General features: G+C 65.5%; 15 protein-coding genes, 1 pseudogene and 1 CRISPR repeat array. Of the genes and pseudogenes, 4 read left to right on the plus strand and 12 right to left on the minus strand.

Annotated features, from left to right (window positions below; genetic code table 11):
* Positions 1–270: 270 nt before the first annotated feature.
* Positions 271–4,278: direct repeats of the CRISPR family, unit length 37 nt; unit sequence GTTTCCCCGGCCTTTACCGCCGGGGCCTCATTGAAGC.
* 146 nt (positions 4,279–4,424) lie between these two features.
* The 4 genes from cas3g to katG form a co-directional block, all read right to left on the minus strand.
* Positions 4,425–8,525 carry a type I-G CRISPR-associated helicase/endonuclease Cas3g gene (gene cas3g / locus CKO33_RS10925; protein WP_200182278.1) on the minus strand — a complete coding sequence of 1,367 codons (4,101 nt, stop codon included), beginning with the start codon at positions 8,523–8,525 and terminating at the stop codon, positions 4,425–4,427.
* Between the two features lie 17 nt (positions 8,526–8,542).
* Positions 8,543–10,165 (minus strand): type I-G CRISPR-associated protein Csb2, encoded by a 1,623-nt coding sequence (csb2, locus tag CKO33_RS10930; RefSeq protein WP_200182279.1) that lies wholly within the window; start codon positions 10,163–10,165, stop codon positions 8,543–8,545.
* 6 nt (positions 10,166–10,171) lie between these two features.
* The gene (gene cas7g, locus CKO33_RS10935) at positions 10,172–11,401 is read right to left on the minus strand and encodes a type I-G CRISPR-associated RAMP protein Csb1/Cas7g (RefSeq protein ID WP_200182280.1); all 1,230 of its coding nucleotides are present in this window, start codon (positions 11,399–11,401) and stop codon (positions 10,172–10,174) included.
* A gap of 511 nt (positions 11,402–11,912) precedes the next feature.
* Complete coding sequence (gene katG, locus CKO33_RS10940; protein ID WP_200182281.1) at positions 11,913–14,099, minus strand: catalase/peroxidase HPI; 2,187 nt, start codon at positions 14,097–14,099, stop codon at positions 11,913–11,915.
* Positions 14,100–14,488: 389 nt separating this feature from the next.
* Between katG and CKO33_RS10945 the strand changes: the two genes are divergently transcribed.
* The 4 genes from CKO33_RS10945 to ppk1 all read left to right on the plus strand — a co-directional run bounded on the left by CKO33_RS10945 (position 14,489) and on the right by ppk1 (position 19,577).
* Positions 14,489–15,073 (plus strand): superoxide dismutase, encoded by a 585-nt coding sequence (locus CKO33_RS10945; protein WP_200182282.1) that lies wholly within the window; start codon positions 14,489–14,491, stop codon positions 15,071–15,073.
* Between the two features lie 224 nt (positions 15,074–15,297).
* Positions 15,298–16,476, plus strand: coding sequence for an acetylornithine transaminase (locus CKO33_RS10950; protein WP_200182283.1), 1,179 nt, complete (start codon positions 15,298–15,300; stop codon positions 16,474–16,476).
* Between the two features lie 10 nt (positions 16,477–16,486).
* Positions 16,487–17,413, plus strand: a complete 927-nt coding sequence (argF, locus tag CKO33_RS10955) for an ornithine carbamoyltransferase (protein ID WP_200182284.1) — start codon at positions 16,487–16,489, stop codon at positions 17,411–17,413.
* Between the two features lie 76 nt (positions 17,414–17,489).
* Positions 17,490–19,577 (plus strand): polyphosphate kinase 1, encoded by a 2,088-nt coding sequence (gene ppk1 / locus CKO33_RS10960; protein WP_274600758.1) that lies wholly within the window; start codon positions 17,490–17,492, stop codon positions 19,575–19,577.
* 61 nt (positions 19,578–19,638) lie between these two features.
* Here the strand turns inward: ppk1 and ppx are convergent, their stop codons facing one another.
* The 8 genes and pseudogenes from ppx to CKO33_RS11000 form a co-directional block, all read right to left on the minus strand.
* Positions 19,639–21,144: an exopolyphosphatase gene (gene ppx / locus CKO33_RS10965; RefSeq protein WP_200182285.1), complete on the minus strand. Its 1,506-nt coding sequence runs from the start codon at positions 21,142–21,144 to the stop codon at positions 19,639–19,641.
* 19 nt (positions 21,145–21,163) lie between these two features.
* Positions 21,164–21,691 carry a SixA phosphatase family protein gene (locus CKO33_RS10970; RefSeq protein WP_200182286.1) on the minus strand — a complete coding sequence of 176 codons (528 nt, stop codon included), beginning with the start codon at positions 21,689–21,691 and terminating at the stop codon, positions 21,164–21,166.
* A gap of 172 nt (positions 21,692–21,863) precedes the next feature.
* Positions 21,864–23,114: an inorganic phosphate transporter gene (locus tag CKO33_RS10975; protein ID WP_200182287.1), complete on the minus strand. Its 1,251-nt coding sequence runs from the start codon at positions 23,112–23,114 to the stop codon at positions 21,864–21,866.
* A gap of 37 nt (positions 23,115–23,151) precedes the next feature.
* Positions 23,152–23,832: a TIGR00153 family protein gene (locus tag CKO33_RS10980; protein WP_200182288.1), complete on the minus strand. Its 681-nt coding sequence runs from the start codon at positions 23,830–23,832 to the stop codon at positions 23,152–23,154.
* A 163-nt stretch (positions 23,833–23,995) separates the two neighbouring features.
* Positions 23,996–25,309 carry a phosphate regulon sensor histidine kinase PhoR gene (phoR, locus tag CKO33_RS10985; RefSeq protein ID WP_200182289.1) on the minus strand — a complete coding sequence of 438 codons (1,314 nt, stop codon included), beginning with the start codon at positions 25,307–25,309 and terminating at the stop codon, positions 23,996–23,998.
* Between the two features lie 9 nt (positions 25,310–25,318).
* Entirely contained in the window at positions 25,319–26,011 is a 693-nt protein-coding gene (phoB, locus tag CKO33_RS10990; RefSeq protein ID WP_090486061.1) for a phosphate regulon transcriptional regulator PhoB, read from the minus strand.
* Between the two features lie 102 nt (positions 26,012–26,113).
* Complete coding sequence (locus CKO33_RS10995; protein WP_200182290.1) at positions 26,114–26,449, minus strand: DMT family transporter; 336 nt, start codon at positions 26,447–26,449, stop codon at positions 26,114–26,116.
* A gap of 6 nt (positions 26,450–26,455) precedes the next feature.
* A pseudogene (locus CKO33_RS11000) lies at positions 26,456–26,684 on the minus strand (hypothetical protein); the annotation flags it as partial.

Below are 26,684 nucleotides of genomic sequence, written 5' to 3' on the forward strand. Positions count from 1 at the left end.
CGGCTCAACCTTCGGCCTCGCAAGCGGCTCGGGTACCGGGCCCCGATCGAGGTCCTGGTGGGGTCTTTACAGCGGCAACGCGCCGCATGACGGGGCGTTGCGGTTATTGGTTGAATTCAGGCTCGCAAAAATTATTTCTTTAAAAAACAGAACCTTAAGCCCAACTCGGTGATACAGCATGATCCGGAGGCACTCCAGACTGCTCCCTATCTGCACATACTCGCGATTCATGCCTGAAAGTAAACCCTGCCGCACCTCTGGATGGAGTCCGTTTCCCCGGCCTTTACCGCCGGGGCCTCATTGAAGCTCGTCCTTCATGCGGGCGGTGAAGAAGCCGCCGCCGAACGTTTCCCCGGCCTTTACCGCCGGGGCCTCATTGAAGCCAGGCTTCGGTTGTACAGATCGAGAGGGTTTTGGAACCGTGTTTCCCCGGCCTTTACCGCCGGGGCCTCATTGAAGCTAGTGTTCCCTAAGTGCTTGTTTTTGGGGGTTTAAACGTTTCCCCGGCCTTTACCGCCGGGGCCTCATTGAAGCGCCATGAGGGCAATGTGCTACGGGCTGCGCGGGGCGTTTCCCCGGCCTTTACCGCCGGGGCCTCATTGAAGCCAGGGCGCCGGGAGCGATGCGCCAGGCCACCTGGAGGGTTTCCCCGGCCTTTACCGCCGGGGCCTCATTGAAGCGGTTCCGCGCTGCACGAACCGTTCGATGATCTTGCTGGTTTCCCCGGCCTTTACCGCCGGGGCCTCATTGAAGCCAGCATCTCGATCATCTGCTCGGCGCCGGTGCCACCGGTTTCCCCGGCCTTTACCGCCGGGGCCTCATTGAAGCGGCGACACCAGCCCATGCCGCACGCCGATCTCCGAGTTTCCCCGGCCTTTACCGCCGGGGCCTCATTGAAGCAGGAACAAGAGCGGCGCGAGGCCGCCGCCGCCCGGCAGTTTCCCCGGCCTTTACCGCCGGGGCCTCATTGAAGCGCCAGACCGGACCCGTCCACATCCATGTGCGCCCCAGTTTCCCCGGCCTTTACCGCCGGGGCCTCATTGAAGCCCCGGCCACGCCATCACCCGCAACGGCCCCTCCGGCGTTTCCCCGGTCTTTACCGCCGGGGCCTCATTGAAGCGGATCACCGGCGTCTATAAGGGCGCGGACACCCTCACGTTTCCCCGGCCTTTACCGCCGGGGCCTCATTGAAGCTTGCCAGGGCTGAAAGGGCTGGCACAGCCGCTGATCGAGTTTCCCCGGCCTTTACCGCCGGGGCCTCATTGAAGCCCATCCGCGTCCTTGAGCGCGTCGCTGTACAGGCTGGTTTCCCCGGCCTTTACCGCCGGGGCCTCATTGAAGCCGGGCCTGCTCGGCTTCGGTGGCGAGGGTGTGGAGGGGTTTCCCCGGCCTTTACCGCCGGGGCCTCATTGAAGCGTAGCCAGGTAAGCGAGTGGGAAGGTCGGAGGACGTTCGTTTCCCCGGCCTTTACCGCCGGGGCCTCATTGAAGCAACGTAGACGAATCAACCGCATTCAAGAGCCCAACCAGGTTTCCCCGGCCTTTACCGCCGGGGCCTCATTGAAGCGCCTCCCGGTCGATCACCACGCTGTAGGGGTCCAAGGGTTTCCCCGGCCTTTACCGCCGGGGCCTCATTGAAGCATGAGCGCATGCGGTCCGCCCCGGCCCCTGCCGCCCGGGTTTCCCCGGCCTTTACCGCCGGGGCCTCATTGAAGCGCGGCGGTATATCGACCAGACGGAGCTTCCCAGCGAGTTTCCCCGGCCTTTACCGCCGGGGCCTCATTGAAGCGCGGGACCGTCCTCGGGCGCCCCGTCTTGGTATCCTGGAGCGTTTCCCCGGCCTTTACCGCCGGGGCCTCATTGAAGCGGCCGAGGTGTTGACCACGAGGAAGGCCCGGGCGGCGGCGTTTCCCCGGCCTTTACCGCCGGGGCCTCATTGAAGCCTGCTGATGATGGGGTCCACCCGCCGCCTGGGTGCCGCGTTTCCCCGGCCTTTACCGCCGGGGCCTCATTGAAGCTGGGGCCGGTCCGCTGGGTGTAGGCCTTCTGCAAGGCGGTTTCCCCGGCCTTTACCGCCGGGGCCTCATTGAAGCTTTCCCGCAGGGTGGCGTAGTTGAGATTCATCATCCTGGCCTGCATGTTTCCCCGGCCTTTACCGCCGGGGCCTCATTGAAGCGGGCTCGGCCTCCCGCACTGAGGCGGGGGCCTCCAGTTTCCCCGGCCTTTACCGCCGGGGCCTCATTGAAGCGACCCGGTAGAAGATCTCGTCCTCGACGAAGACGTCGGGTTTCCCCGGCCTTTACCGCCGGGGCCTCATTGAAGCTCGATAGCGGCGCTCCTGAGCCACCACGACCCCCACGTTTCCCCGGCCTTTACCGCCGGGGCCTCATTGAAGCGGCTATCGAGAACAGCTCGACCTCACCGGCCTGCTGGTTTCCCCGGCCTTTACCGCCGGGGCCTCATTGAAGCGACTCCGATTGACCATACAGAGGGGGTAATCCATGTCGTTTCCCCGGCCTTTACCGCCGGGGCCTCATTGAAGCTTACACCACGCCACCTTTGGAAGGCATGGAGCAGGGCGCGTTTCCCCGGCCTTTACCGCCGGGGCCTCATTGAAGCACTGCCGCCCGTTGGTGCGTGCTTGCCGCACGGACCGCGGGTTTCCCCGGCCTTTACCGCCGGGGCCTCATTGAAGCGCGCGGACGGAAAGCTCACCCTGCACCTGCACCTGCAGGGTTTCCCCGGCCTTTACCGCCGGGGCCTCATTGAAGCGTCATGGGGCACGCCAACCACCTGTTCCTGGCCTTCGAGTTTCCCCGGCCTTTACCGCCGGGGCCTCATTGAAGCAACACGGTCAGCGGGTCGCGGTTTTCGTTCTCGCCGAAGTTTCCCCGGCCTTTACCGCCGGGGCCTCATTGAAGCCGGCAGATAACGCCGGAGATGAAGGTGCATTTTGATCCGTTTCCCCGGCCTTTACCGCCGGGGCCTCATTGAAGCAAGGGCATGTCCTTTCCATACCCCTCCACCCGGCGCAGTTTCCCCGGCCTTTACCGCCGGGGCCTCATTGAAGCAGCGCGCCACGGAATCCGCTGCCACGGCTGACGTTAGCGTTTCCCCGGCCTTTACCGCCGGGGCCTCATTGAAGCCTCCGCGCTGACGCGGCCCTTGGAGATCATCTGCTCGTTTCCCCGGCCTTTACCGCCGGGGCCTCATTGAAGCTTGTTGAGGGTCTTGTGCTCCCAGGCGGTCTCGTCCAGTTTCCCCGGCCTTTACCGCCGGGGCCTCATTGAAGCGGATGGTGCTTCCTCTACTGCTTTTTTCCATACAGCGTTTCCCCGGCCTTTACCGCCGGGGCCTCATTGAAGCTGATCTTTTGTGCTACCACAGAGATGTGTGAAAGGCGTTTCCCCGGCCTTTACCGCCGGGGCCTCATTGAAGCAAAACAAATAAGGTCCCCTCCTCCTCGCTACGGCTGGTTTCCCCGGCCTTTACCGCCGGGGCCTCATTGAAGCCAGACGTTCCAGACGCCCAAACAACAGACTGCATGCTGGTTTCCCCGGCCTTTACCGCCGGGGCCTCATTGAAGCAAGCGCCTGCTGCCCAGCGACCCGGTGCAGTTCGTCACGTTTCCCCGGCCTTTACCGCCGGGGCCTCATTGAAGCAAAAAAGTCGGCCATTGGGCCGCCGCCCGTCGCCATGTTTCCCCGGCCTTTACCGCCGGGGCCTCATTGAAGCTTCTATGGATCGGGGCAATCCCAGCGCATGGCCGAGATGTTTCCCCGGCCTTTACCGCCGGGGCCTCATTGAAGCCCGCAGATACTCCGAGGGTTTCGCGTCGGCATCGGCGGCCGTTTCCCCGGCCTTTACCGCCGGGGCCTCATTGAAGCAACAGCAACAGCAACAGCAACAGCAACAGCAGCAATGCGGGATTGCTGGCGGCGATAGTTTCCCCGGCCTTTACCGCCGGGGCCTCATTGAAGCGGCAGGTGTGAGACCGTGAGACAAAACAAGCCATATCGTTTCCCCGGCCTTTACCGCCGGGGCCTCATTGAAGCTGCCGGTGGCCGCCGTTGGGGATGGCGTGCAGCAGGTCGTTTCCCCGGCCTTTACCGCCGGGGCCTCATTGAAGCGTGTTTGGACTGACTATTCCTCGTATCCTCATTACTCGTTTCCCCGGCCTTTACCGCCGGGGCCTCATTGAAGCATATATAATCAATAAACCGAATCGTCCGTCCAGTCCAGGTTTCCCCGGCCTTTACCGCCGGGGCCTCATTGAAGCGCGATCAGCCCTACGAGGGATTTGGCGGATTTAAAGGTTTCACAGCTTTCACCACATCACAATCTGACATCGATTTTCCTAACCCGCCTTACCGTGGAAATTTATCGAATTAGCTGAGCACGAACGGAATTACCTTCAAATCCACATCATACCTCCCGAGCCTGACTAAAATTGATTTTTGAGTTTGCACCTTCTCCTACACGGATACGCCGAGCGCGGAATACCGCCCCGATCTCGCGCGCCCGTAGCACCTCCCGGTCGGGACGCTCTTCGTATAGCTCCGTGAGCAATATGAGTGAGCGGACGGTATCCACTGAAAGTGGACACGTCCAGAGGGGCCAAGTGAATACATCCTCACCGTTCTGCCTTCCCCATCCGGCAGTCAAAAGCCGCTTACCAGTCGGGACACTAGGGAAAAGGGCAAGTGCGTGATAAGCGAGTAGGTTGGCCATCCAGACGGTACGCGGCTTGTTATCAGAAGCCGTAGGATCCCTGTCCAGTAAGGCATAGCGCCGATCCTCCACCGGATCCCAGCGCATCGACAATCCTTTATCAACATATTTCCAAGATTCGAACAGCGCTGCGGTAATTCTCTCTGGTGTAACCCAACCTATGAGCTGCCGGGCGGTACCAAGAAAGTCTTGATGACCACCGCCGGAAATAAAAGAAAATGGCGTAGGCGCCAGTTTTCCCTCCTTAGATTTATTAGGGCTACTATGAAGACATGCGTCGCTGGCAAAGGCGGCCAACATATCCAGAGGCTCCCGTGACTGGTAATCAGCCACATTCAATAATGACTCTGCCACAGCACGTAAACCATCGGCATCTGTATCGATGTTGGCACCTAGAGCCAGTTCCGGCCTGGGCACCGCGTCGCGTAGCGCCTTCAGAAAGGCTAGATGCGCCTCGTCTCGCTCTCGCTCCAACGGCGCCAGCTCGGTTTGCTCTGTCTCTTTTTTATCCTTGCCCCGTAACCCACGCTGTTTAATGTCATCTTTCTTTTTCTTGATGCGTTTCTTGATATCAGCCAGGCGCTTTTCTGCCTGTGCCCGCTTTGCTTCAGCCTCTTCAGGCACAGCACACCCTGCCAGGACCTGTGCCAGGACGCCTGCCAGTTCAGCCACCTCGTCCACGCCGGTAAGCACAGGTTGCCAAGCCACTCCGCGCTGCCAGGCCAACCTGGCATCCCGGTAGCCTGCCTGGTGCAAAACAACCAACGTTCCCAGCGCAGCAAGAAACCCCAGCGGGTTGGCGCCATCGATGCCGGTCAACGGTAATGGGACAGTGGCATCCTGCGTGGCGGGCTTCCGCGATGGCGGCTGCGAACGTGCCGGCCGTGGCGATGAGGCCTCTTCAGTCAACCGACTGCCGTACCAGTCACCAAGTCGTACGATGGCCTCCAGATACGCCAATCCCCACCAGCCATAGCGGCGATTCAGACGCCAGAACCGCTCTGCCAGGCCGGAGGAGGGCCAGTGCGGCGGCGGCAATCCCCTGCGTGCCGCAGCCCCCATGCGGATGTCCACCCCATCGTGATGACCTTCAACCGCCGGCGGCTCCGGGTCTTGACTGACCGGTGCGAACGGACGCCCGTAGCCGTGGTGAGCGGCCACACAATGCAATGCCAACGAATCCATGGCTTCATCGTCGCAGGCTGGCATATGACGCTCGGCCAATTGCAGTGAAAGCATCTCGTGGCGGAATTGCTCGGGCAACCGGGAGGTCCCCCGCAGCCAACGCCGGCGTGCCGGCGAGGTAACCATCTCTTGTGACTTGGCCAGCGGCTCGCTGCCAACAGCCGCCAGTTCGTCGCCCTGACGCAGCCAGATTTGAAAACGCTCGTCCAGCTTGCCCGCATCATGCCAGTACGCGGCGGATTTTAACGGTTTATGAAACCCCTCCGGCAGGCAGCGCTCGGCCAGCTGGGTAGTGGCACGCTCGACTAGCGCGCTATGCACATCCAATGGGACCTCGCGCCCGGCGGCCGAAAGCAGGTCGTCATCGTCGGCGAACAGATCCTGCTCGCGGCCTGCGGTCTGCTCCGGCTTGGCGAACAGTACCAATCCACCCGCCGGATGTTGCTCTTTTTTCCCATGGCGGCCCGCACGCAGCTGCGCCAGCCACCAGTCGGGCGGAGCTTCCTCCGACGCATACTCCAGCACAGCATCAATCGCGCCCTGCAAGGTATCCTCATCCCAGTCGAAGGTCTCGACGAGCGTGACCAGTTGCGCAAGCACCGGACAGTCCAGCCACGGCTTCAGTACATCCCGTTGCAGGCGTAATCCCGGCGCTTTGCCACTGATCGCCTGCGCCGGCTCCCAGATGTCCAGCGCTTCCCCACCCAGCGTCTGCCCAGGGACCGACTGGCCCAGGCCGGCGATCCCGTAGCCGGCAGGCAGGACCACCAGATCGTTCGGCTTGATCTGCGCAACATTCCGGACTACCTCGGACCGATCGCGGCCGCGCCAAACCAGCACCTGACGCGGCTCACCTCGGCTACCATTGTTCACTTCTGGGCTGGCGCCTTCCACGTCCCCGCCCTCGTCGGTACTTCCAGGCTGCCTCAACCAGCGGCGCAGACGGGACAGAGGGACCGACAGTGCCTCCAACGTACTGGGCGGACACAGGGCAACCGTCTCTTTCCATGCCGCATCCGGCTGGCCGTCCTTCAGATCCGCACGCCACACCACCCGCACTTCGGGTTCGCCGCGGCCCGTGCCATGCAGGTACAAAGAGACTTCCGGCTGCACGTGCGGCAAGGGAGAGGTTTGCGCCAACAGGTCAAGATGGGCTGGCAACAACAGGGGGGCATTCTCCGTCGGCGCGATGCAGGACGACGTATCCTCCACCCCAGCCACCCGGCTATCCAGCGCATTGATGCCGAAATCCACCACATGGCTTTGCTGTTTTCCTTCGCCATGCACCTCCGCAAGTGAGATCAGTAACTGCCAGCACGCGGCCATGGCGGTGCCATAGATCGGATCGCTGGCGCCGGGCTTGACCTCTTCTGCGCGGATCAGCACCGCTGCCGGTGCCGGCCCCGACGCGCCCAACCGGTTGAGCCGGCCGAAGCGCTGACGCAGTGCATCCAGGCTCGCCGCCTCGCTCACCAGCGCGTCGAAGCTGAAATCCGCGCCTACCTCGATGCATTGTGTGGCCACCAGGACGATGGGGCGCGCGGGTGCTTGGGGGTTGCCGGCGCGCAAAAGCGGCTGCCAGTGCGCCACTAGCGCGTCACGCTCCAGCGGCCGCAGTCGGCCTGTGAGCAGCACCACGTCGGCCTGATCACCGAGTTCAATGCGCAAACTCTCGGCAATGTGCTGCGCCGTCGCCACGCGGTTGACGACCACCGCCGTCCGGTGCATCCCTTGCTTTTCCACGAACTTTTGGGCCCATGCCACGGCTTCCAGGACCAGCGGATCGCCTAGCTCCGATCGTTTCGCCTTGACCTCAATGAGCGTAGCCGCTTTGGAGGCATGTATACGCTGCTGCAGAACCGGATGGTCCAGCGCCGCCTCGCGCTGCCGGCCCGGGAAGACCTTGTCGTCGGAGACATCCCCTGGCGGTGTGGCCGAGAGCATCGCAAAAGCAAACGGCGTGCGGATGGGCGCCTCGGCCCAGTCCTCACCGCGAAAACGCCGCACGGCGCGCAGGGTCTGCATGAACGGCACCGACAGGTGCGCCTCGTCCAGCAGGATCAGGCTGTCGTGCGCCGCCAGTCCGGCGAAGATGGGCGCCGTGCGCGCGCTGTGCCCATAGCCGCGAAACAGCAGCCGCGAGCCCAGTTGATCCACTGTGGAGGTAATGACCGCAGGCTGTGACGGCAACCGCGCCCAGCCGTCATCGTGCAGCACCCCGCCGCGCAGCCGAGCCACCGCCAGCGGCCGCTCCGTGCCGCCCACCTTACGCAGCCGATCTGCAATGCCCTTGAGTTGCCTGTCCTTGGCATCCGCCACTCTCGCCGCAATCTCCCGCGCCCGCTCGAATGCCTCATCCACCACGATACGCCGGTCCACCACGAACCAGATGCGTCGCGGTGCAGTGCGCTCCCACACCGGCCGCTCCGCCTGCGCCGCCAGCGCCCAGACAGCAATGTCGATGCACGCCGTCTTGCCCGCCGCAGTCGGCAGATCAAGTACCTCCGGCCATTCATCTTCGGCCAGTTGCTCGGCAAGCAGGCGTTGCCAGGGAAACGGCTCGTATCCCCACAAGCAATCGAAAAAATCAGAAAACTGTAAAACACTCATATGCGATATCTAAGCTTTCATGCAATAGCAGAAATCAGCGGCCGACACATTCCGTAGCCACGGAATCTTCCCGCCCCGATCAGCACCGGCCCGCGCACCGGCTCGTCGAAGACGAGGATGGCGTGGGTATGGCGACGTTCGCCACCGTCCTTGCGCCTGAGCTTTGGAAATACATGGGCCGGAGGAACGCCAAGGTGGGTAGAAACGGGGGTGATGATCACTTCGCGCGGTGCGGGCAGGCCGATGCGCTCGCAGCCCTTGGCGATCATCGCGGCTTGCTCGCGCTGCTGTTCCGCCCGGTTCTTGGACTTGGGGTGGCGGTCGAAGGCGATGGGCGTCACCGTGGACCAGTAGGTGGCGCCTTCTGGCCAGGCGGTCCAGGTTGCTGGGCGCAGATTCCACGGCGGGCTCGATTCGGTCACGGAGTTGAGATGCCATACACCTAGAGGACCAAGTTTCAGCCGCCGCGCCCTGTCGATCACCTTCAACAACTCTCGCCGATCCTCTCGGGTGACTGCTAAAGGCAGCACTAGGCCCAGCCCGAGCAGATGGCCGGTGGCATGTTCTGGACCGACAAAGGCCTGCGGCATGATGGCCGCGTGCGGGACCTCGAGCGGGCGATCGTCCGCGTGGTGGCCGCTGATAAGGCTGCGGATGTGTTCGGAGGCGTCATTGCTGTGGCTGATCAGGGCCTTGCGCCAGCGATTGACGACGTTCAATGTGCCAAGCAGGTCGAGGGCGCGGTACACACTGTCATCGCGCTCCAGCCGCAGCGCGATGTAGTGCGGGTCGAACAGAGTGCTGGGCACGGCCTCCCCATCAAGCAGTGTATCGGCTCTCGCATAGCCGTGGTAAAGCGACAAGCGGGGACGCTGTCGGGGAGGCTGATCGCCGCCGTATCGTTCGTTGAGTTGTTTTTTGGCTCTCTTACGATCCCTGTCTTCGCTGGCCGTTTTTTCGACAACCTTTAGGCTGGCGTAGTCCTCAATGGCCATGGCGTTGTACTCCCGTTCGAGGTATTCCAGTGTACCCGGGCCGGCGATGCGCAGGCGCAGCGTAGCGCGTCCTTCGACGGGCAACCAGTTGGGCTCGATGGTTTCCTCCTTGTCGGCGAGCCACATCTGCACCAGGGAGCTTGAGTGGCCGATGCGGGTAACCTTGGCGCAGAGTTGGGCCAGTACCTGGCGGTGAGCTTCGGGCGGGTCGAGGTCGGGCCACAGACAGTAGGCAATCTCATCATCCAGCCAAGCGCGGGCAAAAGTTCGCTCTTGGCGGGTACGAATCAAACCTGGCGCCGACTGTAGTGGTGGCGGTGGGCTCTTTCCCTTTTTCTCCTCATTTTTTCTGGCCTTCTTCTCATCCACCAAACTCGGGTTGACGGGAACGAACTGGGCAACAATGCGTCGTTGCATGGCGTCTGGCGCGGCGATCTGGGGCGGACTGATCTCGCCGTCACGCGTCGAACCATCCAGCCATAGGAGCGCTGCACGTTCGGCCGGATCGGCGCCGGTCTGGAAGTGGGCCGCGGCTAATGCCATGAACACGCGCCCCGGATGCGGCGGCCATTCCGCGCGCTCCATATCATCCGGCTCGGCGGCGGCCACAAAGCCATTGAGGTAGCGGATACCGAAAGCCAGCATGGTTGCCTACTCCTGGGCGCCTTCGTGGCGGGCCAGGTTCTGGCTGCGGCGTACCAGTTCCAGCAACTGCACGGAAGGCTGAAGAGAGATAGGCGACTCACGCCAGCTCAAGCCAGCTTCACGGGCGACACCAATGGTATCTTCGAGCAGAGCAACGGCCTGTTCCCCGGTCAGCTCAAAGGTGCGGGGCGGCTGGCCTGGTCGTTCGAGCAGTTCCCAGACCATCGGACCATCGGGCCACAACAGGCTGCGCGAACGCAAGCCCACGCCGGATTCGAATGCAAGCGTAGCCGCGCACAGGCCAAGGGCGGCGAGCACAGTGCGGGCGGCCTGATCAGCGGCCTTACCTGTCTTGTCTCCGAGCGGAAAATTCAGGCGGCGTAGGCAGATCAAGGACAGCGTGGTCGTCTGCTCGGCGTATTCGACGGTCACACCGCTGTTGGGAGAGTCGAACGGCACACTGGAATGGTTGATTTCGGATGGCCGTACCGACCCTTTTTCCTTGCCATCCACCACGTGGTGCAGCGACTTGTCTTCGTTGCGCACCACAGGTACGTTCTTGCTGATCTCCAGCGGGTCGCGGCGTACACCGCGGGCACGATAGTCATCATTATATTCGGCGCCAATACCGATGATCTCCGAGACCATGGCCCGCTCGAACTTCGGACCAAGCCCTCCTTTGGGGCCGGTGGAATCCCACATACCGAACAACAACGCAGTGGGACAAAGCTCGAACAGAGGCGTGGCATTGGCGAGACTAACAGTATTGAGGGACTTGCCGAGCTTCGAATGACGGAACGGCTGGCCGTCCAGTTCGCTGTCCCGCAAGATGGCGTCAGCCAGCCGGTGCGGGGCCTGCAGGCTGGTAATCTTTCCCACCCGTTCGATCAGACGCCCGGCTTCAAGGTCTGCTTCCACATCACCCGTGGGATCGTGTTCAGAGAAATCCACTTCCACGAGAGGCAACTTAATTTTGCTGGCTTCCATTGCCTCCTGTAACGCCAACTCCATGCGATTAGCTTGGCTCTGCACGCTGTCGAGCAGCACACAGACTACAGGGTCCTCACGCTCCGGCACCCGGCGCTGTTCGATGGCGTAGACTGCGCCAGCGAATGTCGGTGGAAAGACCTTATCGCCCTCCCCACCCGCAGGTTGGAGTCGGCGCCGACACCGGAAAGCAGCCGCAGGTCCAGAAACTGCGGCATTGAGAATCTCCAGATTCAACGTTTCGCTCATGTGGGGTCTCCTTTGCCTATAGGTATAGGGAACCTCGAACAATTATCCCGGCCGGGCACCATAGACCCTGCCAGCTTTCTAGGCGGATTGATGATGACGTGTCCGGCCCAGTTCATGATCTCGGCCGTGATCAGCCCCGTGGCGGTTCCATCCACCAGACACAGGAGGATGCTGTACCCCTGGGTCATGGGGCCTGCCTCCAGAGCATCGCCAGGCAAGGCGGGATCGATTCAACGGGCGTTTGGGGGAGGTATGACGGGCGACAATCCATGTACGGCTGGAGCTCCTTGCGGCTGGGGATGCCGGTACGGTCAATCAGGCACAAAACCTTTGTGCCACTGCAGTATTTCTACCACGTCTGTTAGATCGGATGCTATAGGCCCTCCTTGGAGACGACCTGCCATGGGGGATGAATTCAGGAGCTCGATAACCAGAACGAAAGCGGGGGCTTCCGCCCCCGCATGATTCCTCCCGGTGTTGCCACCGGGGCTGTTTAGGCTCCCCCGCCCGGCTATCTCAGATCGAAGCGGTCCGCGTTCATCACCTTGGTCCAGGCCCGGGCGAAGTCGTGGACGAATTTCTCGCCGGCGTCGTCCTGGGCGTAGACCTCGGCGTAGGCCCGCAGGATGGAGTTGGAGCCGAAGACCAGGTCGATGCGGGTGGCGGTCCATTTCACCTGGCCCGTCTTGCGGTCGCGTACCTCGTAGAGGTTGTTGCCGGTGGGTACCCAGGTGTTGCCCATGTCCGTGAGGTGGACGAAGAAGTCGTTGCTCAGCACACCCTCGCGGTCGGTGAACATGCCGTGGCGGGTGCCGCCGTGGTTGGTGCCCAACACACGCATACCGCCCACCAGCACGGTCATCTCCGGGGCCGTCAGTCCCATGAGCTGGGTGCGGTCCAGCATCAGTTCCTCGGGGGAGACGACGTAGTCCTTCTTGAGCCAGTTGCGGTAGCCGTCGTGGATGGGTTCCAGCACCTCGAAGGATTCCGCGTCGGTCATCTCGTCGGTGGCGTCCCCCCGACCCGGGGCGAAGGGTACGGTGATGTCCACACCGGCGGCGCGGGCCGCCTTCTCCACCGCCGCGGTGCCCCCCAGGACGATCAGATCGGCCAGGCTCACCGGCTTGTCCAGGCCGGAGCGGACCTCTTCCAGCACGCCCAGCACCTTCTGCAGCCGCTGGGGCTCGTTGCCTTCCCAGTCCTTCTGGGGGGCCAGGCGGATGCGGGCGCCGTTGGCCCCGCCCCGGTAGTCGGAGCAGCGGAAGGTGCGGGCGCTGTCCCAGGCGGTGGCCACCAGTTCGGGGATGCCCAGGCCGGTGTCCAGGATCTTCTGCTTGAGTTCGGCGATCTCCGCATCGCTCAGGGTGTAATCTACTGCGGGGATGGGGTCCTGCCAGATGAGGTCCTCCCGGGGCACGTCCGGGCCCAGGTAGCGGCTCTTGGGACCCAGGTCGCGGTGGGTGAGCTTGAACCAGGCGCGGGCGAAGACCTCGTTGAAGTATTCCGGATCGTGGTAGAAGCGTTCGGAGATCTTGCGGTAGATGGGGTCCTTGATCATGGCCATGTCGGCATCGGTCATGATCGGCTTGTGGCGGATGGAGGGGTCCTCCACGTCCACCGGCATGTCTTCCTCCTGGATATCCACCGGCTCCCACTGCCAGGCCCCCGCCGGGCTCTTCCTGGACTCCCATTCGTGCTCGAAGAGCATCTTGAAGTAGCCGTTGTCCCATTGGATGGGGTGGGTGGTCCAGGCCCCCTCAATGCCGCTGGTGACGGTATCCCGGCCACAGCCCTTGCCCTGGGGGTTGCGCCAGCCCAGTCCCTGCTCCTCCACCTCGGCGGCCTCCGGATCGGGACCGATCTTCGTGGCGTCGCCGTTGCCGTGGCATTTGCCCACGGTATGTCCACCCGCGGTCAGGGCCACGGTCTCCTCGTCGTTCATCGCCATGCGGGCGAAGGTGGTGCGCACGTCCTGGGCGGTGCGCAGGGGGTCGGGGTTGCCGTCCACCCCTTCGGGGTTGACGTAGATCAGCCCCATCTGCACCGCGGCCAGGGGGTTCTCCAGGGTATCCCGGTCCTCGCTCTCGTAACGGCTGGAGCTCTCCGCCAGCCATTCATCCTCCGAGCCCCAGTAGGTGTCCTTCTCCGGATGCCAGATGTCGGCGCGCCCGCCGGCGAAGCCGAAGGTCTTGAAGCCCATGGATTCGTAGGCGATGTTGCCGGCCAGGATGATAAGGTCCGCCCAGGAGAGCTTGTTGCCGTACTTCTTCTTGATGGGCCAGAGCAGACGGCGGGCCTTGTCCAGATTGGCGTTGTCCGGCCAGCTGTTGATGGGCGCAAAGCGCTGGTTGCCGGTGCCGGCGCCGCCGCGGCCGTCGGTCATGCGGTAGGTGCCCGCCGCGTGCCAGGCCATGCGGATCATCAGGCCGCCGTAGTGGCCCCAGTCCGCCGGCCACCAGTCCTGGCTGTCGGTCATCAGCCGGCGCAGGTCCGCCTTCACCGCCTCCAGGTCCAGCTTCTTGAATTCCTCGGCGTAGTTGAAGTCCGGACCCAGGGGGTCGGTCTTGGTGTCGTGCTGGTGCAGGATGTCCAGGTTCAGCGCCTTGGGCCACCAGTCCATGTTGGAATTCCCGACCGCGGTGTTGCCACCGTGCAGGACCGGGCATTTGCCCGCGCTTGCCACGTCATTACCGGCCATATCTCTCTCCTGTCGTCATGTCTTGTCCGCCGCCCCGGACGGCACCACACCGGAGGGCTCCGATACGGCGACCCGGGACAGCGGCATATCCCGGTGGCCCGGGGCGCCCCCGGCTTGCCGGGGATTCGCGCGGCAGCCAGGCTGCCCGTACACGTTCTGTCCTTGAGGTTATAGAAAAGATCCTGGATGCGTTCAAATAAATCAATCTGATATACCTAATAGCCATAAACAATAGAACTTTACGCCCCGCTGGCCCCGTGCCCCATCGTTGCGTATGTTCCTCAAGGGGCGGCGCGGTTTGCATTCCCCCGCGGCTCTGCCCTATCTTTAGACCCGATCCAAAAATGACACAGCCTGAATACACGCAAGGCACGCAAGGAGAAACGGCGATGACCCACGAACTGCCCCCCCTGCCCTACGACAAGAACGCCCTGGAACCCCACATCTCCGCGGAGACGCTGGAGTACCACCACGACAAGCACCACGCCACCTATGTGGCCAACCTGAACAAGCTGATCCAGGACACCCAGTTCGCGGACCTGCCCCTGGAGGAGATCATCCGCAAGGCCCCCGCCGGCGGGATCTTCAACAACGCCGCCCAGGTGTGGAACCACACCTTCTACTTCAACTGCATGAGCCCCGATGGCGGCGGCGAACCCTCCGGCGCCCTGGCCCAGGCCATCCAGCAGGCCTTCGGTTCCTTCGAGGCCTTCAAGGAGAAGTTCGCCGCCTCCGGCGCCGGCAACTTCGGCTCCGGCTGGACCTGGCTGGTGAAGAACGCCGACGGCCAGCTGGAGATCGTCAACACCAGCAACGCCGAGACCCCGCTGACCTTCAGCCGCATGAAGCCGCTGCTCACCATGGACGTGTGGGAGCACGCCTACTACATCGACTACCGCAACGCCCGGCCCAAGTACATCGAGAACTTCTTCAATGTGGTGAACTGGGACTTCGTCGCCCGTAACCTGGGCTGACCCCGCCCTCTTGCGTCCCGGCCCCGCAGCCGGGACCCGGGCCCAGCACCGCCCCGCCCTGCGGAAAACGGCCGCAGGTGCGGGGCTTTGCGCGCGCCGCGCCGGCGTCGTATGATGATTGATCCGGCGGGAACGCCGGACAGGATCCGCATCCGGCGCAGGGAGCGCGTGGCAGGCCGGCAGCCTTGGGCTGCCTTTTTTCGTTTATGGAGGGGAAACACCCGATGTCAGACGCGCTGGTGCAGAACTACAGGCGCCAACCGGTGGCCTTTGAACGGGGCGAAGGGGCCTGGCTGTGGGATACCTCGGGGCGACGCTACCTGGACGCCCTGGCGGGCATCGCCGTGTGCGGTCTGGGCCACGCCCATCCCGCCGTGACCCGCGCCCTGTGTGACCAGGCCGGCCGCCTGGTGCACACCTCCAACCTCTACGAGATCCCCCTGCAGACCCGCCTGGCCGAACGCCTCACGGCCCGCGCCGGCATGGAACAGGCCTTCTTCTGCAATTCCGGCGCCGAGGCCAACGAGGCGGCCCTGAAGCTGGCGCGCCTGCACGGCCACCGTCGGGGCATCGATCGCCCGCAGGTGGTGGTGATGGAGGGCAGTTTTCACGGCCGCACCCTGGCCACCCTCACTGCCACCGGCAATCCGGCGGTGCAAAAGGGCTTCGAGCCCCTGGTGGAAGGGTTCATCCGCGTGCCCTACGGCGACCTGGCGGCGGTGGAGGCCCTGGCGGGGCGCGATGACATCGCCGCCGTGCTGGTGGAGCCCATCACCGGCGAAGGCGGCATCCGCATCCCTCCCGAGGGGTATCTCCCGGGGCTGCGCCAGGTCTGTGACCAGCAGGGATGGCTGCTGATGCTGGACGAGATCCAGACCGGCATCGGCCGCACGGGCACCCTCTTCGCCTTCCAGCAGGAGGACGTGCGCCCGGATTGCCTGACCCTGGCCAAGGGCCTGGGCAACGGCGTGCCCATCGGCGCCACACTGGTGGCCGGCCCCGCCACGGGCCTGTTCACCCCGGGCACCCACGGCACCACCTTCGGCGGCAATCCCCTGGTGTGCGCCGTCGCCCTGGCGGTGCTGGACACCCTGGAGGCGGAGGACCTGCCGGCCCGGGCCGCGGCCATGGGCCGCTATCTGGCCGACGGTCTCGCCCGGCGGCTGGGGCAGCACCCAATGGTGCGGGAGATCCGCCAGCGGGGGCTCATGATCGGTCTGGAGCTGGACCGGCCCTGCGGCGAACTGGTGGGCCAGGCCCTGGAGCGGGGGCTGCTTTTGAACGTGACCGCCGGACAGGTGATCCGGCTGCTGCCGCCCCTGATCATCGACCACGCCCAGGCGGACGAGATCATCGATACCGTCTCGACCCTGGTGGAACGCTTCGCGGCCGAGGCCGCCTGAGGAACGCGCCATGGCTGTTCGTCATTTTCTCTCCCTCCTGGACCTGTCCGCCGAGGAACTGCGTCACCTGATCCAGCGCGCCATGCAGATGAAGGCGCAGCAGGGCCATGCCCATGCCCCCCTGCGGGGCAAGACCCTGGCCATGATCTTCGAGAAGTCCTCCACCCGCACACGGGTGTCCTTCGAGGTGGGGATGCAGCAGCTGGGGGGCCACGCCCTCTTCCTCTCCCCCCGGGACACCCAGCTGGGCCGGGGGGAGCCCATCGAGGACTCCGCCCGTGTCCTCTCGCGCATGGTGGATGCGGTGATGATCCGCACCTATGAACACGAGAAGGTGGAGCGGTTCGCCGCCCATTCCCGGGTGCCGGTGATCAACGGACTCACCGATCTGGAACACCCCTGCCAGCTGCTGGCGGACCTGCAGACCTGGTTCGAGCTGCGGGGCGACATCGCCGGACGCACCGTGGTCTGGGTGGGGGACGGCAACAACATGTGCCACAGCTACATCCACGCCGCCGAGCGCCTGGGTTTCGAGCTGCGCATCGCCTGCCCCGAGGGCTACGACCCGGACCCGCTCATCCTGGCCTCCGCCGGGCGCAGTGCCGCCATCGTGCGCGACCCCATGGAGGCCGCCGAGGGGGCGCACCTGATCGTCACCGATGTCTGGGCCAGCATGGGCCAGGAACAGGAACAGGCGGCCCGGCGCCGGGCCTTCGGGGAGTATGTGGTGGACGAGAAGCTCATGGCCCGGGCCGCCCCCGATGCCCTGTTCATGCACTGCCTGCCCGCCCACCGGGAGGAGGAGGTGAGCACCGGCGTGCTGGAGGGGCCGCAGAGCGTGGTCTGGGACGAGGCGGAGAACCGCCTGCACGCCCAGAAGGCCCTGCTGGAATTCCTGCTGGCCGCCGGCGAGACTCAGCCCCTGTCACGGCAGTGAAACATGTCGACAGTAGTGTGACGCAGGCCCGGGCACCGGGAACCGCCGCGGCCGCCCCATGCATCCGACACGGGCCATGACGCAGACCATGACCGACACCGACCTGAGCAATCCGGAGTACTACCTCAACCGCGAGTTGAGCCTGCTGGCCTTCAACCAGCGGGTGCTGGAACTGGCCAAGCAGGAGGACATCCCCCTGCTGGAGCGGCTGCGGTTCCTGTGCATCTCCTCCACCAATCTGGATGAATTCTTCGAGATCCGCGTGGCCGGCCTCAAGCAGCAGCTGGCCCTGGGGGTGAACACCCCCGGTCCGGACGGCCTGAGCGCGGCGGAGCAGCTGGCCCGCATCAGCCAGTCGGCCCACGACCTGGTGGACGACCAGTACCGCACCTTCAACGAGATCCTGGTGCCGGCCCTGGCCCGGGAGGACATCCGCTTCGTGCGCCGAACCCAGTGGAGCCGCGAGCAGGCCGCCTGGGTGAAGGACTTCTGCAGCCGCGAGCTGCTGCCGGTGCTCTCCCCCCTGGGGCTGGACCCGGCGCACCCCTTCCCGCGCATCCTCAACAAGAGCCTGAACTTCATCGTCACCCTGGAGGGCAAGGATGCCTTCGGCCGCGAGAGCCGCATGGCGGTGGTGCAGGCCCCCCGCTCCCTGCCCCGCCTGGTGCGCCTGCCCCGGGAGCTCGCCGAAGGGGAGAACGACTTCGTCTTCCTCTCCTCCATCCTCCACGCCCATGTGGGCGAGCTCTTCCAGGGGATGAAGGTGACCGGCTGCTATCAGTTCCGGCTCACCCGCAATTCCGACCTGTTCGTGCACGAGGAGGAGATCGACGACCTGCTCATGGCCCTGGAGGGGGAGCTGCCCCAGCGCAACTACGGCGAAGCGGTGCGCCTGGAGGTGGCGGACAACTGCCCCGCCAAGGTGGCGGACTTCCTGCTGCGCCAGTTCAAGCTGCAGCCGGAGGATCTCTACCAGGTGAACGGGCTGGTGAACCTCAACCGGCTCATGGCGGTGCACGAGATGGTGGACCGGCCCGACCTCAAGCATCCTTCCTTCGTCGCCGCCCTGCCCCCGTCCCTCACCGGCGCCTCGGACATCTTCCACACCATCCGCCGGGGGGACATCCTGCTGCACCACCCCTACCAGTCCTTCCTGCCGGTGCTGGAATTCCTGCGCCAGGCGGCGCGGGACCCGGACGTGCTGGCCATCAAGCAGACCCTCTACCGCACCGGCGAACGCTCCCAGCTGGTGGAGACCCTGATCCAGGCGGCGCAGGCGGGCAAGGAGGTGACCGTCATCATCGAACTGCGGGCCCGCTTCGACGAGGAGGCCAACATCCAGCTGGCCAACCGCCTGCAGGACGCCGGCGCCCATGTCACCTATGGCGTGGTGGGTTACAAGACCCACGCCAAGCTGCTCATGGTGGTGCGCCGGGAGAAGGGCCAGATCCGGCGCTACGTACACCTGGGCACCGGCAACTACCACGCCGGCACCGCCCGGGCCTACACCGACCTGGGCCTGCTCACCGCCGACCGGGCCGTGGGCGAGGACGTGCACAGGATCTTCCAGCAGCTCACCGGGCTGGGCAAGGTCTCCAAGCTGCGCAAGCTGCTGCAGTCCCCCTTCACCCTGCACTCCGGCATGATGGAACGCATCGAGCGGGAGATCGAGCACGCCCGGGCCGGACGGGGCGGGCGCATCATCGCGCGCATGAACTCCCTCATCGAGCCCCGCATCATCCAGGCCCTGTACCGGGCCTCCCAGGCGGGGGTGCGCATCGACCTGGTGGTGCGGGGCATCTGCTCCCTGCGCCCGGGGGTGCCCGGGGTGTCGGAGAACATCCATGTGCGCTCGGTCATGGGCCGCTTCCTGGAACACTCGCGGGTGTTCTACTTCCACAACGCCGGATCGCCGGAGGTCTTCCTCTCCAGCGCCGACTGGATGCCGCGCAATTTCTTCCGGCGCGTGGAGACGGCCTTCCCCGTGGACCACCCGGAACTGCGCCAGCGGGTGATCGAGGAATCCTTCTGCTTCTACGTGGAGGACAACACCCAGACCTGGGTACTGCAGCCGGACGGCAGCTACCGGCGCATCCAGCCCCAGGAGGGCGAGCCCCCCCGCTCGGCCCAGGCACGCCTTTTAGAGAAACTGAGCGCCTCCTGACGGGGCGCCCTCTTTCCACTTCCCGGGAAAGGGATTCCAGGGAAGGGAACAGGCTGTCTCGCTAATCCTCGTACCTGAGCTTGAACCCGGCGTTGCGCAGGTAGTCCGCCTCCCGCTCCAGGTCGGCGCGGGTCAGGGGGTGGGCCTCCAGCCAGCCGGGGGTAAAGCGCAGCTTCAGCCCCCGGGACTTGGGCTTGAGGCCCGCGATGGCCTGGGCCCCTTCCTCGTTGCGGGCGCGGTGCAGCAGCACCGCCAGGCGCAGCAGCACCGCCAGGCGCGTGAGCCGCTCCCCCTCCGGGGCCGGCAGGGCGGAGAACAGCTTCACCGGGAACTTGCGCCGGTGGGCCCGCACCAGCAGGGCCAGGCGCCGCTGCCCCTCCAGGGTGAACCCCGCCAGGTCGGCGTTCTCCACCAGGTAGGCGCCGTGCTTGTGATACTGGCTGTGGGAGATGCTCAGACCCACCTCGTGCAGTCGGGCGGCCCAGGCCAGGCTGTCGGCGTCATCCTGGTCCAGGTCCCATGACTCCCCCGCCTGCTCCACCAGCAAAAGGGCCGTGCGCTCCACCCGCGCCGCGTGCTCCGCATCCACCTGGAAGCGTTTCATGAGGCCGTCGATGGTGCGCCCGCGCACGTCCTCGTGGCGGCTGCGTCCCTGCAGGTCGTAGATCAGGCCCTCGCGCAGGGCCCCGTCGGAGACGCGCATGCGCTCGATGCCCAGGGATTCAAAGATGGCGCTGAGCACCACCACGCCGCCGGGGAACACCGGGCGGCGGTCGTCGCTCAGGCCCTTGAGCTGCAGCTTCATGGCATCCCCCGCCTCCAGGATCACATCCCGCAGGCGGCGCAGCCCCTCCAGGGTGATCCCCTCCCGGGACCAACCCTGTTCCCGCAGGATGCGGTCCACCGCCAGCAGGGTGCCGGAGGCCCCCAGGGCATCTTGCCAGCCCAGACGGCGGTAGGTCTCGGCGATGGGCTGTAGCTCCAGGCGGGCGCCGATCTCCGCGGCCCGCCATGCGGTGTCGCTGATCCGGCCCTCGGGGAAGTACAGCCGCCCCATGCTCACGCAGCCCATGTGCAGGCTCTCCATGTGCAGGGGTTCGAAACGCTCGCCGATGATGAGTTCGGTGCTGCCCCCGCCGATGTCCACCACCAGTCGGCGGCCGCCGTCATCCGCCAGGGAGTGGGCCACCCCCAGGTAGATGAGCCGGGCCTCCTCGCGTCCGCCGATGATCTCGATGGGATGGCCCAGGGCCTCCCCCGCCCGTTCCTGGAAGCCCTCCACCATGCGGGCCTTGCGCAAGGTGTTGGTGCCCACGGCGCGCACGCTGCCCTCGGGCAGGTCCCGCACCCGCTGGCCGAAGCGCTCCAGGCAGGCCAGGGCGCGTTCGATGGCCGCCTCGTCCAGATGTCCCCGGCTGTCCAGACCGCTGGCCAGGCGCACCGGCTCCCGCAGGCGGTCGAGGACGTGCATCTCACCGTCCCACACCCGGGCAACGATCATGTGGAAGCTGTTGGAGCCCAGATCCACGGCGGCCACCGTGTCGGAGGGTTTGCGGCGTCGGAACATGGGCGTAACCGGAAACGGGTCAGTGGGGTTGGAGCAGACGCAACTGACGCTGGGTCAGCAGCCACTGGAGCACGGCCCGCCCCTCCCGGCAGTCTTTCTCCAGGGCGAAGGCGCAGGCCCCGCCCTTCTTCATGCGCACCGGGGCGTGCCGTCGGCCGGTGAGGAGCCAGCCGGCCAGGAGGGACAGGTTGGGCTCATGCCCCACCAGGATCACGGTGGCCGGGAGCGCCTTCCCCTGCCCCCGCAGCCAGGCCATCTGCCGGGCCGGATCGGCCTCGGGCACCAGTTCGGGGGTCTCCTGCACCGCCCTTGCGGGCAGGGCCCGGGCCAGGATCTCCGTGGTCTGGCGGGCGCGCACATAGGGGCTGGTGAACAGGGCCACATCGCCCTTGAGCAGGGTGGCCAGCCCCAGGGCCGCCTCGTCCATGCGCGCCACCCCGCGGGGGGTCAGGGGACGCAACTGGTCCTCCTGGCCGGTGCGGGCGAAGGCCTCGGCATCCCCGGCCTGACTATGGCGGACCAGGATCAGGGTCTTGGGACAGGTCATATCAGCTTCCTTCGTGGGCATCGGTGCATCCCCTGCCCGGGCAGCCATTCCTGTTCGCCCCTTTGGGGGCGGACGACCACCGGGCCCGGGGGCGTCGTCCTTCCGGTGTAACCTTTCATGGTGCCCCACCGGAATGAAGCCTGCATGACAGCGGACATGGGCCCGGGGCCCCTCAGCCCAGCAGGGTCCGCAGCAGCAGGAAGAAAAAGATGGAGAGCAGGGCCCCCGCCGGCAGGGTGATGATCCAGGACATGAACACGGTGCGCACCACGCCCAGGTTGATGGCGGCGATGCCGCGGGCCATGCCCACCCCCAGCACCCCGCCCACCAGGGTGTGGGTGGTGGAGATGGGCAGCCCGGTGCCCGAGGCCAGGACCACGGTCATGGCCGCCCCCAGGGTGGCCGCAAAGCCCCGGCTGGGGGTGAGTTCGGTGATGTTGCTGCCCACCGTGGCGATCACCTTGTGGCCGTAGGTCACAAGCCCCAGCACGATGCCGGTGCCCCCCAGAAGCAGGATCCACATGGCCATGGGGGCCTGGTCGTGCACGTTGCCGTCCTGGGAGACGCTCACCACCGCCGCCAGGGGTCCCACGGCGTTGGCCACGTCGTTGGAGCCGTGGGCGAAGGCCATGGCGCAGGCGGTGACCAGCATGAGCACGCCGAAGACCTTCTCCACGTTGGTGAAGTGGAACTCCCGGTCCGCCGCCGCGTCCAGCTTCAGACGGCGGATGGCCAGGATGCCCAGCCCCATGACCCCGAACCCCACCACGGCGGCCAGGGCATAGCTCTGCACCATGGACAGTTCCAGGCCCACGTGCTTGAGCCCCTTGAGCAGGGTGACCAGGGCGGTGAAGAAGGCGGCGAGGAAGATGTAGAGGGGAACGAAGCGGCGGGCGTTGTCCAGGGGGCGTTCGGTGTCGAGGATCAGGAGCTGGACGCTGCGAAACAGGGTGAAGGAGATCAGTCCCGCCAGGGCCGGGGAGACCACCCAGCTCATGGCGATGGTCCCCACCCGGTCCCAGGCCACGGCGCTCATGCCCACGGCCACCACGGCGAAACCGATGATGGCGCCGACGATGGAATGGGTGGTGGAGACCGGCCAGCCGAAGTAGGAGGCCACCAGCAGCCAGATGCCGGCGGCCAGCAGGGAGGAGAGCATGCCGTAGACCAGGATCTCCGGTGTCCCCGCGAACAGGCCCGCGTCCAGCATGCCGCTGCGGATGGTCTGGGTCACCTCCCCACCCGCCAGCCAGGCCCCGGTGAACTCGAACACCGCCGCCACGATCACCGCCTGACGGATGGTCAGGGCCCTTGAACCCACGGAGGTGCCCATGGCGTTGGCCACGTCATTGGCCCCCACCCCCCATGCCATGAAGAAACCGAAAAGGCATGCGAGGGCGATGAAAAGCGCTGCGTATTCCATGGAATACCCGGTTCGGCGATTTGTTGATGGTGAGGATCTAGTGCGCCAGCATCAGCTGCAGACGGCTACCCACCCGCTGGGCCAGATCGGCCAGATCGCCGATCTCGTCGATGATGCGGTACATGAACATGACGTCCACGGGGGGCAGGGAGGATTCCAGGGCGAACAACTGCGCCCGCACCTGGACCTGGATACGATCCGTGTCGTGTTCGATGCGATCCAGCTCCTTGAGGAGGGTCTCCATCACCTCCACCTCGTGGCCGCGGAAGCCCGCTTCCACCAGGTCCTCCAGTTCGTGCACGGCCCGGGCGGACTGTTCCACCGCCTCCACGCTGCGGGCCAGAAATTCCCGCAGGCCTTCCTGCAGGGGCTCGGGGAAGGTCATGCCGCGCCCGAGGATGAGGCCGGAGATGTCCTTGGCGGTATTGGCGATGCGGTCCTGCACGGTGAGGGCCTCCAGCACGTCCCGGCGGGACATGGCCAGCATGAGCCCCTTGGGCAGTTGCAGGCGCAGTTCCTTCTTCAGCCGGTCCGCCTCGTTCTCCAGGGCCGCGATGCGGTCGCGCCGTTCCCCGGCCACCGTCCAGTCGCCGGCGAGGACCGCCTCCAGAAACCCGGGCAGTTCCGCGACGCAGGCGCGCACCTGATCCGCGTGCGCCTGCAGCGGGCGCACCGGGGATTTGCCGAACAGGCTGGAGAAATAACTCTTCGGGGACATGGCGGCACCTTTGCAACGGCGGGGATTGTAACGGAATTGTCACCGGAACCGGGAGACCCGGCCTTCAGGACATGGGACCGGCATGGACAGGGACAAGATCCCGGACCCCGGCCCGGGACAGCACGGGGCGCCCTGTACGGCCCTTGGCAAGGCCGCCAAGGGCTCAGGCGGGCGGGCGATGCAGCAGTCGGGCAGGAGGGAAATCGCAGGTGAAGACACTGCCCTGGTCGGGCTCGCTCTCGATGCGCAGCTTACCGCCGTGGCGCTGCAATACATGCTTGACGATGGCCAGGCCCAGGCCGGTGCCGCCGCGGGAGCGGCTGCGGTCGGACTCCACGCGGTAGAAGCGTTCCGTGAGCCGGGGGATGTGCTGCGGCGGGATGCCGATGCCCGTGTCCTTCACCTGAAAATGGGCGCCGGCCTCATCCTGGAACCAGCGGATGGTGATCTGCCCGCCGTCGGGGGTATAGCGGATGGCGTTGGTCACCAGGTTGGAGAAGGCGCTGTGCAGCTCGGTACGCACGCCCCGCAGCCACAGGTCCGGATCCACCTCCACGGTCACCGTCTGCCCCTTCTCCCCCACCAGCATATGGGCCTCCTCCTCGATCCCCCCCACCAGGGCCGGCACCGGCACCGGGGTCTGTCCGGCCTTGGGGTCCTCCCGGGTCTCCAGGTGGGAGAGGGTGAGCAGATCGTCGATGATGCGCCGCATGCGCTCCGCCTGGAACTCCATGGACTTCAGGGTGGTGTGGATCGCCGGGTCCAGGGTGTCGTCATCCACCAGGGTCTCCAGATAGCCGTTGATCACCGTCAGCGGCGTGCGCAGCTCATGGGAGACATTGGCCACGAAGTCGCGGCGCATGGACTCCAGGCGATGGATGCGGGTGACGTCCCGAACCGTGAGCAGGAACTGCCGGTTGCCATAGGGCACGATGCGGGCGGAGAGGCGCACCTGGTGATCCGGGGCACGGGAGAACTCCACCGCCTCGGAGTACGCACCCCGCAGCACATAGGCGACGAAATCCGGATGCCGCAGGAGATTGGTGATGCGGGCACCGATGTCCCGGGGGGACTCCAGCTGCAGCAGTTCCACGGCGGCGCCGTTGAACCACTCGATCTCGAAGCGGCTGCCCAGGATCACCGTGGCATCGGGCATGGCCGCGCTGGATTCGTGGAAGCGGTTCAGCAGCTTGGCGATCTTCTTCTTGCGGCGGCGGTTGCGCTGGTGGAGGCGGTAGAGTTCGTGGATCAGGTCCCGCCAGATGCCCGAGGCCTCCGGTGGATCGCTGCGCCGGCCCACCCGCACCCAGCGGTGAAAGCGCCAGAGCTGATAGACATGCCAGCCCAGGTACGCGGCCAGGGCCAGGGCCAGGCCAGGGGCGATGTAGCCGAAGAGCCCCCCCAGCAGCAGGCCCGCGGCCAGCACCCCCGCCAGGCGCCAGGCCTCCACCGTCCATGGATTGGGATCGCGGATCATGGGGGCCGCTCACACGCGCTGGGAGAAGCGGTAACCGGCGCCGCGCACGGTCTGTACATAGCGGTCGCAGCCCGAGGGCTGCAGGGCCTTGCGCAGGCGCAGGATGTGCACGTCCACCGTACGCTCCTCCACATAGGTGTTGCGGCCCCAGACCCGGTCCAGGAGCTGGGCCCGGGAATACACCCGTTCCGGGTGGGTCATGAAGAAATGCAGCAGGCGGAACTCCGTGGGGCCCACCTCCAGGGGCTGCTCCCCCACCGTCACCCGGTGACTGGAGGGGTCCAGGGTCAGGGACTCCACGGTGATGGGCTTGGCGTGTTCCTCCTGCACGCTGCGGCGCAGCACCGCCTTGATGCGCGCCACCAGTTCCCGGGGCGAAAAGGGCTTGGTGATATAGTCATCCACCCCCGCCTCCAGGGCCCCCACCTTGTCGTCCTCCTCGCCACGGGCGGTGAGCATGATGATGGGCACCTCACCGGTGTATTCCTCCCGCTTGAGCCGGCGCGCCAGTTCGATCCCGCTCACCCCCGGCAGCATCCAGTCCACCACCACCAGGTCGGGCAGCTGTTCCGCCAGACGGGCATGGGCCTCCTGGGCATCCCCGGCCTCCTCCATGCGGAATCCCGCCCGGGCCAGGGCGAAGCCCACCATCTCGCGGATGGCCGGTTCATCTTCCACCACCAGGATCGTCTTCTCGGTCATAGCCTTCGGTCCGCAGTGCCCCATCGGATGCCGGTCATTAAAACGAAAGCCTGTTACACACCCATGACAGCATGACAGAAGATTGAAGGATCCATGACGGCCTCAATCCAGGGTGGCGGTGCGGGAGAAGACCTGGAGCACCACCACCCCAGCCAGGATCAGACCGATGCCCACAAGGCCGGCCAGATCCAGGGACTGGCGCAGCCAGAGGACCCCCACCAGGGTGATGAGCACGATGCCGCCCCCGGCCCAGATGGCATAGGCCACCCCCACGGGGACATGCCGCAGCGCCAGGCCCAACAGATAGAAGGCCGCCCCATAGCAGAGCACCACCGTCAGGCTGGGAAACCAGCGGGTGAAGCCGTCGGAGAACTTCAGGGCGGTGGTGCCCATGACCTCCGCCAGGATGGCCAGGGTGAGCAACAGGAACGGGGGCAAGGGGCGTCATCCTCCTTTCACATTTTTGCCACAGGAGCGGCGTACACTGGTACGCACAGGATACCTGAACGAATCATACGCGCCCTCCATGCCCTTGATGTACTCCCCGAGCCATCCCCGACGCCCCTCCAGGTACTGTTGCGCCAGCCAGGCCTGCATGGTGGGTTCGCCGCGGCGTGCCCCCAGGCGGGTGTAATAAAAGGCCTTGTCCGCATCGGCATCCACGGCGCCGATG

Origin of the sequence: Ectothiorhodospira mobilis (assembly GCF_016584115.1) — a bacterium.
GTDB classification, from domain to species: domain Bacteria; phylum Pseudomonadota; class Gammaproteobacteria; order Ectothiorhodospirales; family Ectothiorhodospiraceae; genus Ectothiorhodospira; species Ectothiorhodospira mobilis.